This window comes from Pandoraea sp. XJJ-1 (genome assembly GCF_026802345.1).
GTDB lineage: Bacteria > Pseudomonadota > Gammaproteobacteria > Burkholderiales > Burkholderiaceae > Pandoraea > Pandoraea cepalis.
In genome coordinates this window covers 3,636,994-3,650,226 of record NZ_CP113827.1, presented here as the reverse complement: position 1 = coordinate 3,650,226, position 13,233 = coordinate 3,636,994, and the positions used below count along the sequence as shown (strand labels likewise).

Annotated in this window: 18 protein-coding genes; 17 read left to right on the top strand and 1 reads right to left on the bottom strand. The window is 62.3% G+C overall.

Annotated features, from left to right (window positions below):
- Nucleotides 1-59 precede the first annotated feature (59 nt).
- The 10 genes from OYT13_RS16730 (at nucleotide 60) to OYT13_RS16685 (ending at nucleotide 6,151) form a co-directional block, all read left to right on the top strand.
- Nucleotides 60-314 carry a HeH/LEM domain-containing protein gene (locus tag OYT13_RS16730; RefSeq protein WP_268566658.1) on the top strand — a complete coding sequence of 85 codons (255 nt, stop codon included), beginning with the start codon at nucleotides 60-62 and terminating at the stop codon, nucleotides 312-314.
- Between the two features lie 3 nt (nucleotides 315-317).
- Entirely contained in the window at nucleotides 318-719 is a 402-nt protein-coding gene (locus tag OYT13_RS16725) for a hypothetical protein (protein WP_268566657.1), read from the top strand.
- A 9-nt stretch (nucleotides 720-728) separates the two neighbouring features.
- Entirely contained in the window at nucleotides 729-1,400 is a 672-nt protein-coding gene (locus tag OYT13_RS16720; protein ID WP_268566656.1) for a hypothetical protein, read from the top strand.
- Nucleotides 1,401-1,540: 140 nt separating this feature from the next.
- Complete coding sequence (locus OYT13_RS16715; RefSeq protein WP_268566655.1) at nucleotides 1,541-2,230, top strand: hypothetical protein; 690 nt, start codon at nucleotides 1,541-1,543, stop codon at nucleotides 2,228-2,230.
- A 7-nt stretch (nucleotides 2,231-2,237) separates the two neighbouring features.
- Complete coding sequence (locus OYT13_RS16710) at nucleotides 2,238-2,402, top strand: hypothetical protein (RefSeq protein WP_268566654.1); 165 nt, start codon at nucleotides 2,238-2,240, stop codon at nucleotides 2,400-2,402.
- Between the two features lie 63 nt (nucleotides 2,403-2,465).
- On the top strand, nucleotides 2,466-4,007 hold the full coding sequence (locus OYT13_RS16705; protein WP_268566653.1) for a phage tail protein: 1,542 nt from the start codon (nucleotides 2,466-2,468) through the stop codon (nucleotides 4,005-4,007).
- A gap of 102 nt (nucleotides 4,008-4,109) precedes the next feature.
- On the top strand, nucleotides 4,110-4,616 hold the full coding sequence (locus tag OYT13_RS16700) for a Rha family transcriptional regulator (RefSeq protein ID WP_268566652.1): 507 nt from the start codon (nucleotides 4,110-4,112) through the stop codon (nucleotides 4,614-4,616).
- A 69-nt stretch (nucleotides 4,617-4,685) separates the two neighbouring features.
- Nucleotides 4,686-5,117, top strand: a complete 432-nt coding sequence (locus OYT13_RS16695) for a hypothetical protein (protein ID WP_094068753.1) — start codon at nucleotides 4,686-4,688, stop codon at nucleotides 5,115-5,117.
- A 1-nt stretch (nucleotide 5,118) separates the two neighbouring features.
- Nucleotides 5,119-5,490 carry a hypothetical protein gene (locus OYT13_RS16690; protein WP_268566651.1) on the top strand — a complete coding sequence of 124 codons (372 nt, stop codon included), beginning with the start codon at nucleotides 5,119-5,121 and terminating at the stop codon, nucleotides 5,488-5,490.
- A 172-nt stretch (nucleotides 5,491-5,662) separates the two neighbouring features.
- On the top strand, nucleotides 5,663-6,151 hold the full coding sequence (locus tag OYT13_RS16685) for a hypothetical protein (RefSeq protein ID WP_268566650.1): 489 nt from the start codon (nucleotides 5,663-5,665) through the stop codon (nucleotides 6,149-6,151).
- Here OYT13_RS16685 and OYT13_RS16680 read toward each other — a convergent pair.
- Nucleotides 6,139-6,363, bottom strand: coding sequence for a hypothetical protein (locus tag OYT13_RS16680; RefSeq protein ID WP_268566649.1), 225 nt, complete (start codon nucleotides 6,361-6,363; stop codon nucleotides 6,139-6,141). The two genes, OYT13_RS16685 and OYT13_RS16680, sit on opposite strands and share 13 nt — an antisense overlap.
- 160 nt (nucleotides 6,364-6,523) lie before the next feature.
- On the opposite strand from OYT13_RS16680, the gene OYT13_RS16675 reads away from it, so the two are divergent.
- The 7 genes from OYT13_RS16675 to OYT13_RS16645 are packed head-to-tail and all read left to right on the top strand — an operon-like array spanning nucleotide 6,524 to nucleotide 13,209.
- On the top strand, nucleotides 6,524-8,287 hold the full coding sequence (locus OYT13_RS16675; protein WP_268566648.1) for a hypothetical protein: 1,764 nt from the start codon (nucleotides 6,524-6,526) through the stop codon (nucleotides 8,285-8,287).
- Nucleotides 8,284-9,243, top strand: a complete 960-nt coding sequence (locus tag OYT13_RS16670) for a hypothetical protein (RefSeq protein ID WP_268566647.1) — start codon at nucleotides 8,284-8,286, stop codon at nucleotides 9,241-9,243. The genes OYT13_RS16675 and OYT13_RS16670 overlap by 4 nt, the downstream gene beginning before the upstream one ends.
- On the top strand, nucleotides 9,236-10,366 hold the full coding sequence (locus OYT13_RS16665) for a hypothetical protein (RefSeq protein WP_268566646.1): 1,131 nt from the start codon (nucleotides 9,236-9,238) through the stop codon (nucleotides 10,364-10,366). The genes OYT13_RS16670 and OYT13_RS16665 overlap by 8 nt, the downstream gene beginning before the upstream one ends.
- Nucleotides 10,363-11,016 carry a phage baseplate assembly protein V gene (locus OYT13_RS16660; RefSeq protein ID WP_268566645.1) on the top strand — a complete coding sequence of 218 codons (654 nt, stop codon included), beginning with the start codon at nucleotides 10,363-10,365 and terminating at the stop codon, nucleotides 11,014-11,016. Before OYT13_RS16665 ends, OYT13_RS16660 begins: the two co-directional genes overlap by 4 nt.
- Nucleotides 11,016-11,417, top strand: a complete 402-nt coding sequence (locus tag OYT13_RS16655; protein WP_268566644.1) for a phage tail protein — start codon at nucleotides 11,016-11,018, stop codon at nucleotides 11,415-11,417. Before OYT13_RS16660 ends, OYT13_RS16655 begins: the two co-directional genes overlap by 1 nt.
- Nucleotides 11,414-12,538 (top strand): baseplate J/gp47 family protein, encoded by a 1,125-nt coding sequence (locus OYT13_RS16650; RefSeq protein ID WP_268566643.1) that lies wholly within the window; start codon nucleotides 11,414-11,416, stop codon nucleotides 12,536-12,538. The genes OYT13_RS16655 and OYT13_RS16650 overlap by 4 nt, the downstream gene beginning before the upstream one ends.
- Entirely contained in the window at nucleotides 12,538-13,209 is a 672-nt protein-coding gene (locus OYT13_RS16645) for a hypothetical protein (protein WP_268566642.1), read from the top strand. Before OYT13_RS16650 ends, OYT13_RS16645 begins: the two co-directional genes overlap by 1 nt.
- The last annotated feature ends 24 nt before the right edge of the window (nucleotides 13,210-13,233 follow it).

Below are 13,233 nucleotides of genomic sequence, written 5' to 3'. Positions count from 1 at the left end.
TCCGCAATTGACCGGGGCAAGCGGCGCTTGCCGCGGCCCCGGCCCACACTGGAGTGACCATGCAACTCGAAACCGTCAAAGTCGTCTCGCCTGTGTCCGACGACAACCCGCACGGCTACATCGTGATCAACAAGACGGACCTCACCGACGAGCACGAGCTTTTCGACGAGGACGGCGCGAAAAAGGAACCGACCGCCAAGGCGCTCAACGTCGAGCAGTTGAAAGCAGCGCTCACCGAGAAGGGCATCGCCATTCCGGACGGCGCGAAGAAGGCGGACCTGCAGACACTGCTCAACAAGGCCAGCGAAGGCTAAACCATGCTCACCGACGCGCAACTGACTGATGTTCGCCGGTTCATGGGCTACCCGCTCGCGGGCACGACCATGCCGATCACGAACGATCAGGACATCGTCTACGGGCGCTTCGGGATGGTGGTCATGTCGCTGCATCAGCGGTTGACGACGCTGTCGGCGAGCGAAGAAGCTGTGATGGTGAACACCTACCTGACGTCGCTTTACACGTTGGAGGTTGCGGTTCCTGCGACCGGCGACAACCTTGATACGCAGCAGGCGGCTGTCTGGAAGCACAACCCCAACGAGATGCGGGATCGCCTGGCGCTGTTCGACGAGTGGCGGCGCCGATTGTGCGCCTTCGTCGGCTTCGCGCCCGGCCCGATGCTTGGCCCGGGCGGTTCGACGATCTCGCTCGGCCGCGCCTGACGGTACACGATGGACGCAACCACCCTTCAAAACCGCATCTACGCCGGCTACGCTCAGGCCGCCAAGCGCCTGGGGCTGACATATGCGCAGTATCGACCCGCTTCCGCTGCGAACCCCTTGGCAGTGCAGCAGGGCACTCTGCTTGCGGCGCTCAACGCCGAGGACATGACCTACGGCAAGCCGAATCGGTACGGTAACCCTGTCTGGTACGGCTTGTTCGACGGCAGGCTGACCCAGGCCGGCGACTATCTCGTCGGCGCGGGTGGGACATTCTTCATCGCCAGTCAGCAGTTGCACCTGCCCATTCAGTGCGTCGAGTGCAACGTCACAGTGCGCGTGTCCCGCGTGGCGACACCTGCGGGTGTGGGGGCGGTCGGCTACGGCGGCCCCTGCGGCGAGCCGGGCGCCGCGGGTGACAATTACCTGATCGGGGACGCGACGGGCGCGGGCTGGCCGGCGTCCATTCTGCTGTTCGGGCAGCGCGAGAAGTCCATCAGCGGCTTGCCTTCGTCGTCCCAGCAAATCGGCTGGCGCATCCTGTTGCCGAAGTCGGTACCGCAGTCGGTCATCATTCAGGCGTCCGACACCGTCTCGTGTAGCCTCGGTCGACGGTACGTCGTGCAGGGCGCCGAGCTTACGGACATGGGCTGGCGCCTGACAACCACGGAACTTCACGCGTAATGGCCGACCTCTCAGACGTCAGCAACCTGCTTGTTGCGCAGGTCGCGGCCTACCTGTACCCGAACGGCACAGCGAATCCAATCTCGCCCATCGCCGGGTGCGCCGTCAAGGTCTTTGCCGGGTGGCCACAGCCCGAGGCGATGCGCGAAGACTTCGCCAACAACATCGGGTATGTGTCCGTCTACCCGCTGCCGACCGAAACCGTTTTGCGCTCGACTGTTCGTGAGTGGGAAGTACAGTCCATCGCGGCGCCGACTGTCACCGTCGCGGTGAGCGACGTCACCGCGACGCTGGGCGGCACCGTGGCGGCATCGCAGAACGTCGCGGCGGTTGTCGATGGCAAGCCCTTCGTCTACGGCGTGCAGGCGACCGACACTTTGTCGGGGATAGCGACCGCTCTCGCCACGATGATCAGCGCGGACCAGCCGGCAACGTCGTCAGGCACCGGATTTACCGTGCCCGGCGCGCACTTGATCGAGGCGCGTGTCGGCACCGCTGGCACGATCATTCGCGAACTGCGCCGCCAGCGGAAAGGCTTTCAGATCACGGCCTGGGGTAATTGCTTCGATGTCCGCGACCGGCTAGGTATGGCAATCGATCAGGCGCTCGGGCCGCTCGTGCGCGCGACGCTGCCCGACGGCTCGCAGGCGATCTTTCATTACCAGAGCAGTCGGCAGGATGACACTCAGCAGAAGCAGCTAATTTACCGTCGCGATGTGATCTACGGCATCGACTATTCCACCACTCAGATTGACAACGCTTTCGGCGTCGTCGCCCCGCAGGCGTTCGTCGTCGGCGGCATCGACACGCTGGGAATCCCCACTTCGTGAGGCACTCATGAACCTCGTTGTTTTGCACGCCTTCGGCGAATACCAGAAGGGCGACCGAATCACCGACGTCGACAAGGTGGCGGCGGTACTCGACTCGGAACAGGCCGCTTGTGTCGTGAAGGTCGCGGCGACCGAAGAAGCCAGCACCGCCAAGCCGAAGAGCAGCAAGTAAGCCGCTCGATCACCCGCATTCTCAAGCCGCCTCCGGGCGGTTTTTTCGTTTCCGGAGGCACTCATGCCGGTTTTTCAAGAAGGCGCGCTGAATACCACCGCGCTGATCGTCCCGGACGTCTATGTCCAGATCCTGTCGCCGCGCAACACGCTCATCAACGGCCTGCCGACCAACATCCTCGGTGTCGTCGGGACGGCGCAATGGGGGCCGGTGAACTCGCCCACCATTGTCGGCGACATGCCCGGCTATGCGCAGAACTTTGGCGCTGTAATGGCCCGGAAGTACGACATGGGCACGCAGGTCGCACTCGCCGTCTTGCAGGGCGCCAACAACTTCCGTTGCGTACGCGTGACCGATGGCACGGACGTCGCCGCCAGCGCGGTGCTCGGTACGTCCCCGACCGACATCACCTTCACGGCCAAATACACCGGATCGCTGGGTAATAGCCTTGTGGTTACGCTGGGGACCGGATCGTCGGCGAACTCGTGGCGCGCTGTCGTGGCGATGCCCGGCCAGGTGCCCGAGGTGTTCGACAACATCACCGGAACCGGCGCAGCCCTGTGGGCGAACATCGCAGCGGCGATCAATTCGGGGCAATCCGGCCTGCGCGGGCCTTCGCAGTTCATTGTGGCAACGGCGGGAACCGGCGCGACTGCGCCTACGGCTGGTTCGACCACCCTCACAGGCGGTACCGATGGCGCCGCCACGATCACGAGCGCGACGCTGCTCGGCGTGGATACGACGCCGCGTAAGGGCATGTATGCGCTTCGCAACACGTTTGCCAGCGTGGCGCTGCTGGCGGACTGCGACGACACGACCAGTTGGACGACCCAAGTGGCATTCGGCCTGTCCGAAGGCATCTACATGATCGCCGTCGGCCCGGCCGGCGACACGATTTCGAACGCTGTGTCGACGAAAGCGTCTGCTGGCATCGACTCGTACGCGATCAAGCCGCTCTTCGGCGACTGGATCTACTGGCAGGACACGGCCAACAACGTCACGCGCCTGGTATCGCCGCAAGGCTTGAGCGCGGGGCGACTTGCCAACTTGTCCCCCGAACAGTCGAGTCTGAACAAGCCGCTGTATGGCATCGTCGGCACGCAGAAGTCGATGCAGAACCAGGTCTATTCGAGCGCTGAACTACAAGCGCTCGCGCAGGCCGGTATCGACGTCATCACCAATCCCATTCCGGCCGGCAACTCGTTCGGCGCGCGGATCGGGCACAACGCGAGCAGCAATCCGGTCGTCAACGGCGACAACTACACGCGGATGACGAACTATCTTGCCTACACGCTGAACAGCGCCATGGGCATTTTTGTCGGTAAGTTGCAGTCGACTCGCGATAACGACCCCCTGAAGCGGCAGGCCGGATCGACCATCAGTTCGTGGCTCGAAAGCATGAAGGGCGACGGCGACAAGATCGGGATGATCGACGACTACTCGGTGCAGTGCGACAGCAAGAACAACACGCCGAATCGCATCGCGCTCGGGTACCTGCAGGCCGACGTGAAGGTCCGATACCTGGGCGTCGTCGAGAAATTCATCGTCAACCTTGAAGGCGGCCAATCGGTCACCGTAACGCGCCAGAGCACGCAGCCGGCGTAAGGCGTCACGTGTGGCGGATAGGTCAGGCCGACCGAAAAGCGCGCGTCCTGGGCGCGCCCGCCGCCGCACACCTCATTTCCCAGGCATCCGCAGGTGATATTCATGAATGATTTCCTTTCGCCGCTCGTTACTGCGGTGGACGGCGAACCGCGCGCATCGACTGTGGTGATCGCCTCAGGCTTGGGGCAGCCTCACGCCAGCGTGATTAAACTGGTTCGACGCCATGCCACAGCCCTCGACAGCCTAGGAAGGGTCGGATTTGAAATCCAATCCTTTGCGACGCGTGGCGGGACGCAATCTCGCGAAGTGGCGCTGCTCAACGAACACCAGGCCGCGCTATTGATCTCTTTGATGCGCAATACCGAGCGCGTCGTTGATTTTAAGGTTGGCCTCATTCGCGAGTTCTATCGGATGCAAGACGAGCTGGGGCGCCGCGAGCAGACGCTGTGGCAGCAGATGCACGCGCTCATCGCGAAGGAAGTTGAGTCGAAGGTGCGTGCGTCCTTCGGGTCCCGCCTCATGCTCGAGCGACGCCGTGAAATCCCCCGGTTTGACGCCGAGCGTGACCGGTTGAACGCTCAATTGCAACCGTCCCTGCTTACACACTGACCCGGCCTCGCGCCGGGTTTTCGCTTTCTGGCCTGCCGCGCGCGGGCCTTTTTCATTTCGGAGCACGCCATGCCCGTGAATGGCTTCAACGTAGGCCGCGACGTGTCGGTCGATATCAACACGTCGACCGGCCCGCTGAATTTCGGCCTGATCACCAAGTTCACTGCCAAGCAGGACATCACCGACAAGAAGGTGAAGGGCCTGGACGGCATCACGCGCCATGTGCGCTTCCCGGACGGGTGGTCCGGCACGTTCGACATCGAGCGGCAGGGCCCCGAACTCGACGACTTCTTCGCCCAGTCCGAAGACAACTACTACGCGGGCGTCGATGAGCAGGGCGGCACGATCACGGAAACCGTTACCGAAGTGTCGGGTGCGGTGTCGCAGTATCGCTTTCTCGGGGTGCTGCTGAAGTACGACGACGCAGGTGACTGGTCGGGCGACGATACCGTGAAACAGAAGGTCTCGTTCGTGGCGTCGCGCCGCGTCAAGGTGTCTTGATATGACGAAGCTCACTGTGAATACGGGGACCCCGAGCGACGAGGTCGTGCGGGCAGCCGTTGCCGAACACTCGGTGCAGGACGCGACGGGGCGCACGCTGCTCCTGCGCAAGCCCGGCATCCTCGCGCAATATCGGCTCATCGAGGCTCTCGGGGACTCGGCGAAGAACGAGGCCTACATGGGCATGGTCATGCCGCTGCTTTTCGTCGGCGCGATCAATGGCGACGCGGTGCCACCATTGCGCACGAAGAGCGAGGTGGAGGCACTGATTCAACGCTTGGATGATGCTGGCGTCGAAGCCGTCATGCTTGGCGTACAGGCGCACTTCGCGCGCCAGGATCCGGAGGCGGACCGCGAAGCGCTAAAAAAATAGTCAGGGCCACGCCGATCCGCGAGGCACTCTGGCTCGTCAAGAACGGCGTGCCCTTCGACGTCGCTTTTAGCGTCGACGACGCCACGCGCGCTGGCTGGTCCATCATCTTCAGCGAGATGGAAGGGCACGTTTTCAACTTCCGGACGATGGAATTCGAGCAGCCGAGGTCGTGATGAAGGAATTCGGTGATCTGGCGTCGTTCGCGGCTCATCTCGGTGCGATGGCCACCGTCGTCGACCGCAGTCTGCATCAAGGCCTGAAGAAGGTCGCGGTCGTGATCGAAAAGCGTGCTGAAGCCAAATTCGGTGATTATCAATCCGGCGTTGGCCCGTTCCCCGCATGGGCGCCCCTTGCAGAGTCGACGAAAGCAGAACGAGTTGCGAGCGGGTTCACCCCAGATGACCCGCTGTTGCGCTCTGGCAGCCTGCGCGACTCGGTCGAACATCAGGTTTCGCATCTTGAAGCGATTATCGGATCGCCCGATGACCGAATGGCCTGGCAGGAACTCGGCACGGATAAGATCCCGCCGCGGCCGGTGCTTGGCCCGGCGGCCGTTGAATCGAGAAAGGAAATCGAGCGAATTGTCGCCGGCGCTGCTGTGAGCGGGCTGCTGGGCGGCGACGTAATGGCGGGCGTGCTGGCGAAGACCTACGAGGGTTGATTGCCGAAGCTTGCGAGCACTAAGAAGGCCACGACCAGCAGAACCGGCGCCCAAAGCCACCACATCAGAATCGCGAAGACGAGCCACTTCAACAGCGACCCCGCCCACGAGCCCGAAACTCGGTCCGCGCGTTCACGGCGGACCTTTGGGTATTGGACGAAGCTGAACCGATCAGCGGCCCATTCCTGCATCCGATAGAGAATCTTTCCCATGTTTGAAGCCTATTCGATTGGCATCCGCGTTCGGCTGGTCAATCTGGCCACGCAGGGGCTGACGTTGCTGGGTAAGGACATTCTCAAGACGCACGGCCAAGCGGTCCAGCTCGAAAAGCAACTCAACGCGCTGAAGCTTGCGGGGGCGGGTTTTGCCGCGATGAAAATCGGCGACGGCATGCTCGGCTCGCTCGGAAAAACTCTTGAGGTGTCCAAGGAGTATACGCGACAGCTTTCCCTGATGGGAGCATCGGGGATGTCGCAGAAGGAAATCGCGGAGGCGACCGGAGCGGCATGGAAGACGTCCAAGGACGTACTCACGAGCAGTGCGGCCGAAAACCTGTCGGCCATCCGCGAACTGCGGTCCGTCTTTGGTACCGATCACATGCACGAAGCCTACGGCATTCTGCCTGTGGTGCAGCGCACGCGCGCAGTGATGGAAGCCCTGAGTGGCAAACCGCAAGAGCACGTCGCCTTCGATATGGTCAAGGCGATCGAGCTGCGCAATACGGGCGTGATGAGCATGGAAACCATGCAGCGCAACGCCGACATGATGGCCAGGACGCTGATGGCATTTGGCGGCACGCTGAATGTGCACGACTACCACATGGCACTCAAGACGGCGAAGACGTCCGGGATGCGTCTGGACGACGATTTCGTCTACAAGTACCTGCCGACGCTGATGCAGGAGGTCAAGACGGGCAGCGGCGGCGCGCAGTCCGCCGGTACGATTCTTGAGACCATGCGCCGCGCGATCGCGGGCGGCCGGATCCCCGAGAAGATGATCGGCAACTGGCTCGATGCTGGGCTGGTCAATGCGAATGGCGTCGGGCGGGGTGGGGCGGGCAATCGCCACATCAAGCCGGGGTCGATCGTCGGCACGGAACTGTTTCTGTCGAACCCGTTCGAGTGGGCAACCACGATTGCACGCCCGGCGATCGAGAAGCTGATGAAGACCCGCAACGTCGGCTTCGATACGGCCACGGCGATGCTCTTCGGCGATCGGAACGCAGAGTTCGGCGTTTCGACGCTGATCAAGAAGGCCGCTCAATTCGAGCGTGACCGCAAGCTGGTCGAGTCCGAAGGCAACAGCATGGACACGTACCAGAAGCTGCTGAAAACGAACCCTCAGTTGGCATCCGGCGCGATGCATAAGCAGTGGGAAAACGTCCAGGCACGGCTTGGATATGAAGTGCTGCCGCGCCTGATCCCCTACATGATCAAGTTTGCGGATTCGCTCGACGGCATTTCCCAGTGGATGCAGCGCAACGGCGCAGCAACGAAGACGATTGTCCTCGGCTTTGCCGGTGTTGCCGTTGCGCTTTCTGTGCTTGGGCGTGTGCTGATGACTGCTGGAATCATCAAGTTCCTCGGCCTGGGGCCTATCATCGGGCGATTTTTCGGTGTTCTCGGAACCGGGCTGATGTGGCTCGGCAGAGCGCTCCTGATCGCCGGTCGCGCGCTGCTTCTCAACCCCATCGGTCTCGCCATCACGGTAATCGCCGCCCTCGCATACGCACTCTGGCGGAATTGGGATGACGTCGCGCCGAAGCTGACGGCCGCATGGGAAACCATAAAGTCGTCGCTTGGCGCCGTGGCCGATTGGATTGTCTCGAAATGGAAATGGGTGAAGTCGCTATTGCCATTCGGCGGTGACGACAAGGAATCGACTTCCCCGGCGGCGCCGGGAACGCCAAATGCGCCGAGCGTCGACGGCGTCCGGTACGAGAGCCGCCATATCGCAACCCGCGATCAGGGGCAGCGTCCACTTCAGGCGAAGCTCTTCCTGACCGAAAGCGGCCGGCGCGAGATTGCTTCAAGCACTTCCGCAATTCAGGCGCGGGAAGTGTCTCGTCCGCTCGGCTCTGGCATGTACGACGTCGGTCTCGGGCTGCCCCCGGTCGGCATGAAATACGCAAAATGACACCTGACACTGTTCTCATGCTCGGCGACTTCAGCTTTACGCGCCTTGAGGTCCCTGAAAGCATCCGCTTTGGCGGCCCGCAGGCGCTGGTCGTGCACAAGATGGTCGGCGGCGTGCGGCACGTTCAGGCAATGGGCGACGATCCGGAGCCGTTGTCATGGTCGGGCCTGTTTTTCGGTTCCAATGCACTCGATCGCGCGCTGTACCTGAAGACGTTGAAAGAGTCCGGCCAGGAACTCGAGCTGATCTGGTCCGAGCTGTACTACCTGGTCGTCATCCGCGAATTCACGGCAGACTTCGAGCGCTGGCACCAGCTGCCGTACCGCATCACGTGTGAGGTCGTGGAAGACCTGACGCGCTCGGTGCGCGACGTGCCGGACGCGGGCATCGACGCTCTCGTGAGTGACGACATGCTGTCGATCGGCGGCCTCTCTGACCTGGTCGGCGACGGTCCGCTGTCCGCGCTGGTAGGTGGCCTCAACACGGCAATCGGTCAGGTGTCGAGCTTCGCCAAGGCCGCGCAAAGCACCATCAACGGGGTGCTACAACCGCTCAATGCGGTGCGCTCGCGGGTTCAGACGTTGATTGCGTCGACGAACAACACGCTGCTCAACGTCACGACACTGGGCGGCATTCTGCCGAACAACCCGATTTCTCAGAATATCGCGCGCTTGACTCAGCAAGTGACCGCTGCAACGCAATTACCGGTGTTGGCTCAGCTCAACACCGTGGTCGGGCGTCTCGGCAAGAACCTCGGCACGATCAACGCAGGAACGAAGAGCCTGACCCTCGCTGGCGGCAATCTCTATCGCGTGGCCGCCAACGAGTATGGCGACGCGATGGGGTGGACGACGGTCGCTGCGGCAAACGGCATTACGGATCCGGTGCTGAACGGCGTTAACTCGGTGAAGATCCCGCCGTACAACGTGCCCACGGGGGGCGTGTTCAATGCGTAGCCTCAACCAGGTGCCCATGGCGGCTACCGCCACCCAGGCGCGAGGGGCCGTAAAGTTGAATGACACGCTGATCACGGGCTGGGTGAGTTGGGAAGCTGAATCGAACGGTTTCTACTCAGCGGACACCTTTCGGGTGACGTTCGTTGCCGACATGCTGCCAAGCGACCGCGACGCGCGCTGGTTTTCCGAGCAGGAAGACATGTTCGTCGAGTTGTTCGGCGGGTACGTTGACGATCCCGACAGGTATGAGTTGACGGACCTTGTCAGCGAACTGTACGGCCGCGTCGACGATATCGATTTCGACATCGTGGCCGGCACGATCGAGCTGGTCGGGCGCGATCTCACGTCGGTATTCATCGACGCCAAGACAACCGAGAAGTGGCCGAACCTGACCGCGTCGCAGATCGCCACCCAGCTCGCGCAGCGTCGTGGCCTTAAGCCGGTGGTCACTGCGACGAGCGCCAAGGCGGGCAAGTACTACGAGATCGATCACGTCAACTTGACCGATCAGCGTAGTGAGTGGGACTTGCTGGCATATCTCGCGCACATTGAGGGGTTCGTCGTGTACGTCAAGGGCAAGGAACTGCACTTCGAGCCGAAGACAGATCCCGATGCGACGCCCTATCTGATTCAGTGGGTTCCGCCGGACGACACGAAGGGCTACCCCGAAGCGAATGTCGTGGACATGAAATTCAGTCGTGCGCTGACAGTGTCCCGGGGCATCCAGGTTGTGGTGCGGACGTGGAACGCCAAGCAAAAGAAGGGCTTCACGGTGTCGTACCCGAACAAGGGCAAGACGACACAGGCGGGCAAGGCGAAGCCATTCGGCGGCGCACAGATCTACAGCTACACGATTCCAGGCCTGACACAAGAGCAAGCGCTGGAACGCGCCCAGAAGATCCATGCGGAACTCATCGCGCACGAGATGAAGCTTCAGATTTCCCGCATGCCTGCCGACTCGATCCTCGGGGTCACAACGATGGTCGAGGTTGCCGGTACGGATACGGCCTGGGACCAGAAGTATTTCCCGGACAGTGTCGTTCGTCGAATGAGCATGCCCGATGGCTATGTGATGTCGCTGAACGCCAAAAACCATGCCCCTGATTCGACGGTGACACTATGAACCCTCATGCCCTAGCGAACGCGATGCGCGGGCTGGCTCAGATTAATGCTTGCACGCGCTCGGAATCGCGCGACGGGACGATCAGCAGTTATGACCCGGATGCGCACTCGGTCAAAGTGCTTCTGCAGCCCGAGGGGGCGGAAACGGGATGGATCCAACTCGCGGCAGCAGCCGTCGGGGTAGGGTGGGGTGTGGTGTTCGCCCCGTCCATTGGGGACGCGGTCAAGGTCGATTTCGTCCTCGGCAACGCCGAGACGCCCGTTGCCGTGGCGCGATTCTTCAATGACGTCGACCAGGCGATGCCGGTGCCATCCGGTGAGTATTGGATGGTGCACAAATCCGGCGCGTTCATGAAGATGACGAACGACGGGAAGGTCGCGATCAACAGCTTGGTCGAGATCGATGCCACGGCGCCGACGATCATGATCCAGGCCACCGGGAATGTGAATGTGCAAGCCGGTGGCCAGGCAAACATCACCGCGCCGGCCATCAACATTGGCGCGGCGGGCCAATCGCTGCTTTCCATCATCACGTCAGCGTTCATGTCCCTGTTCAACGGCCACACCCATAACGAGACGGGGACGGTCACGGCTGCCCCGAATCAACAGATGGGCGCAGCGCACATGACGTCTACGGTCAAGGCATCCTGATGAGCGATTTGAATCACATGTGGGGCTCAGACCTTACCGTCTCGGCCTCGGGCGATTTGCAGCTAGTCGGCGGAGCCGACCAGACGCAACAGCGTATCTTGCGGCGCCTGATGACCAACCCGCGCGGCCCGGCCGTTGGCGGGACGCCGCCGGAACCCGGCGATTACATCTTTCATCTGGATTACGGGGCGGGCCTACCCCGCGAAGTCGGGCGCACGCTCGATGCCGGGCGCATCCGCGCCAAGATTCGCGGTCAGATCCTGCGTGAAGCCTCGGTTGCCCGCCGGCCGATCCCTGTGATCGATGTTCAAGCCATCGCGAGCGGGGTCAGCGTGTCGATTCGCTATACGGACGCGGCCACCGGCCAGCCCGCCACCCTCAGTTTCAACGTGAATCAATGACCATTTCCACGAAAGACTTCGTGACGCTGGTGCGCGAGCAGGTGACGGCCATTCAGGGCGCTGCTGCGGGGCTCGTAGACCTCACCATCGGCTCGACGCTGCGCGCGGTCGTCGAGGCGACCGCAGCCGTTGCCTTGTGGCTGCAATCGCTGATTCTGCAGTTGCTGGTCATCACGCGTGCGTCGACGTCGAGCGGTTCAGACCTTGATTCGTGGATGGCTGATTTCGGGGTGACCCGAATTCCCGCTGACCCGTCCAGCGGGCTCGTGACGTTCGCTCGGTTTACGCCGACGCTCAATGCGATCGTGCCGATCGGTGCGCGCGTGCAGACAGGGGACGGTACGCAGACGTTCGCGGTCACGCTGGATGCAACGAACCCAGCCTACGACGCGACTCAGAACGCCTATGTATTGGGCTCTGGTACGTCTTCCGTTTCGGTGCCTGTGCTCGCTCAAGTTGCTGGCGCGTCGGGCAATGTTGTTGCCGGTGCGGTGAACACGATCGTGCAGGGTATGCCGGGCATCGACACCGTGACCAACGCCGCAGCGTTTACCAACGGCGCCGATGCCGAGATCGACACGGCACTGCGCGCCCGCTTCGTCGCGTACATCGGCAGTCTGTCCAAGGCAACGAAGGCGGCGGTTCTGTATGCCGTGCTTTCGCTGCAACAGAACGTCAGCGCCACGGTCACCGAAAACCAGCAGCGCAGCGGGTTGGCGCAGCCCGGGTTCTTCTATGTGATCGTCGACGACGGCACGGGCAGTCCTTCGTCGACGCTGCTTGCGTCTGCGGCCAATGCGATTGAAGATGTGCGCCCGCTGAGCGTGACATACGGCGTGTATGGGCCCAATACGGTCATCGCCAACGTGGTCATGGCGATTGCGACCGCGAGCGGGTACGACCATGCTGCAACCGTCGCCTTAGTGACAGCGGCGATTCAGAACTACATCAACACGCTGGGACTCGGCGTGTCCCTGAGCTTCACGCGCCTCGCGCAGGTCGCGTACGCGGCGTCCGACGGCGTCACGAACGTTACTGGCGTCACGCTGAACGGCGGGACGTCGGACCTCGCTGCCACGTCGCAGCAGACCATCAAGGCCGGTACGGTGCAGGTGACGTGATGACGGGTGACCAACAGGACATGTTTCAGCGCCTGCGTGCGCTACTGCCGACGGCCTGGTTCCCGGGCGTTGCCGAGATCCTCGACGCGTTGCTGGCGGGCATCGCGTATGCCCTGAATTTCGCCTACTCGTTGTTGGCATATGCGAAGTTGCAGACGCGCATCGCCACGGCCACGGACGGCTGGCTCGACATGATAGCGTGGGACTTCTTCGGCGCTGCGCTAATGCGCGAGCCTGGGCAGTCCGATGATTCGTTCCGTATTCGGATCATCATCAACCTGCTGCGGGGGAAGGGAACCCGGCCGGCGATGGTCCAGGTGCTGAAGGATGTAACCGGGCAAGCGCCGATCGTCTTCGAGCCGAACCGGCCGATGGATATGGGCGCGCTGAACTCGCCAACGTCTGCCGGCTACTGCGGCGTCGCTCGGTTAGGCTCGATGGCCGTTCCCTACACGGCGATGATTACCGCGTTCCGCCCCGTCTCTACGGGCGGTACTGCTGGGGCGGCGTACTGCGCCGCGCCGTCACAATCGGCACTGAATACGCCACTCGCTGCGTCCTACACGAACTCTTCGTCTTACACCCATTCGTCGGCGTCCGACGCCGACATCTACGCCGCCGTCGACGCTGTCAAGCCAGTGGGCACGGTCATGTGGGTGGCCATCCGCTGATTGCAGAATTTCTTCATTGACCAG

Excerpts from the sequence above, each read along its gene's own strand:
- OYT13_RS16730 (WP_268566658.1), top strand. The coding sequence starts at position 60 with ATGCAACTCGAAACCGTCAAAGTCGTCTCGCCTGTGTCCGACGACAAC.
- OYT13_RS16725 (WP_268566657.1), top strand. The coding sequence starts at position 318 with ATGCTCACCGACGCGCAACTGACTGATGTTCGCCGGTTCATGGGCTAC.
- OYT13_RS16720 (WP_268566656.1), top strand. The coding sequence starts at position 729 with ATGGACGCAACCACCCTTCAAAACCGCATCTACGCCGGCTACGCTCAG.
- OYT13_RS16715 (WP_268566655.1), top strand. The coding sequence starts at position 1,541 with ATGCGCGAAGACTTCGCCAACAACATCGGGTATGTGTCCGTCTACCCG.
- OYT13_RS16710 (WP_268566654.1), top strand. The coding sequence starts at position 2,238 with ATGAACCTCGTTGTTTTGCACGCCTTCGGCGAATACCAGAAGGGCGAC.
- OYT13_RS16705 (WP_268566653.1), top strand. The coding sequence starts at position 2,466 with ATGCCGGTTTTTCAAGAAGGCGCGCTGAATACCACCGCGCTGATCGTC.
- OYT13_RS16700 (WP_268566652.1), top strand. The coding sequence starts at position 4,110 with ATGAATGATTTCCTTTCGCCGCTCGTTACTGCGGTGGACGGCGAACCG.
- OYT13_RS16695 (WP_094068753.1), top strand. The coding sequence starts at position 4,686 with ATGCCCGTGAATGGCTTCAACGTAGGCCGCGACGTGTCGGTCGATATC.
- OYT13_RS16690 (WP_268566651.1), top strand. The coding sequence starts at position 5,119 with ATGACGAAGCTCACTGTGAATACGGGGACCCCGAGCGACGAGGTCGTG.
- OYT13_RS16685 (WP_268566650.1), top strand. The coding sequence starts at position 5,663 with ATGAAGGAATTCGGTGATCTGGCGTCGTTCGCGGCTCATCTCGGTGCG.
- OYT13_RS16680 (WP_268566649.1), bottom strand. The coding sequence starts at position 6,363 with ATGGGAAAGATTCTCTATCGGATGCAGGAATGGGCCGCTGATCGGTTC.
- OYT13_RS16675 (WP_268566648.1), top strand. The coding sequence starts at position 6,524 with ATGAAAATCGGCGACGGCATGCTCGGCTCGCTCGGAAAAACTCTTGAG.
- OYT13_RS16670 (WP_268566647.1), top strand. The coding sequence starts at position 8,284 with ATGACACCTGACACTGTTCTCATGCTCGGCGACTTCAGCTTTACGCGC.
- OYT13_RS16665 (WP_268566646.1), top strand. The coding sequence starts at position 9,236 with ATGCGTAGCCTCAACCAGGTGCCCATGGCGGCTACCGCCACCCAGGCG.
- OYT13_RS16660 (WP_268566645.1), top strand. The coding sequence starts at position 10,363 with ATGAACCCTCATGCCCTAGCGAACGCGATGCGCGGGCTGGCTCAGATT.
- OYT13_RS16655 (WP_268566644.1), top strand. The coding sequence starts at position 11,016 with ATGAGCGATTTGAATCACATGTGGGGCTCAGACCTTACCGTCTCGGCC.
- OYT13_RS16650 (WP_268566643.1), top strand. The coding sequence starts at position 11,414 with ATGACCATTTCCACGAAAGACTTCGTGACGCTGGTGCGCGAGCAGGTG.
- OYT13_RS16645 (WP_268566642.1), top strand. The coding sequence starts at position 12,538 with ATGACGGGTGACCAACAGGACATGTTTCAGCGCCTGCGTGCGCTACTG.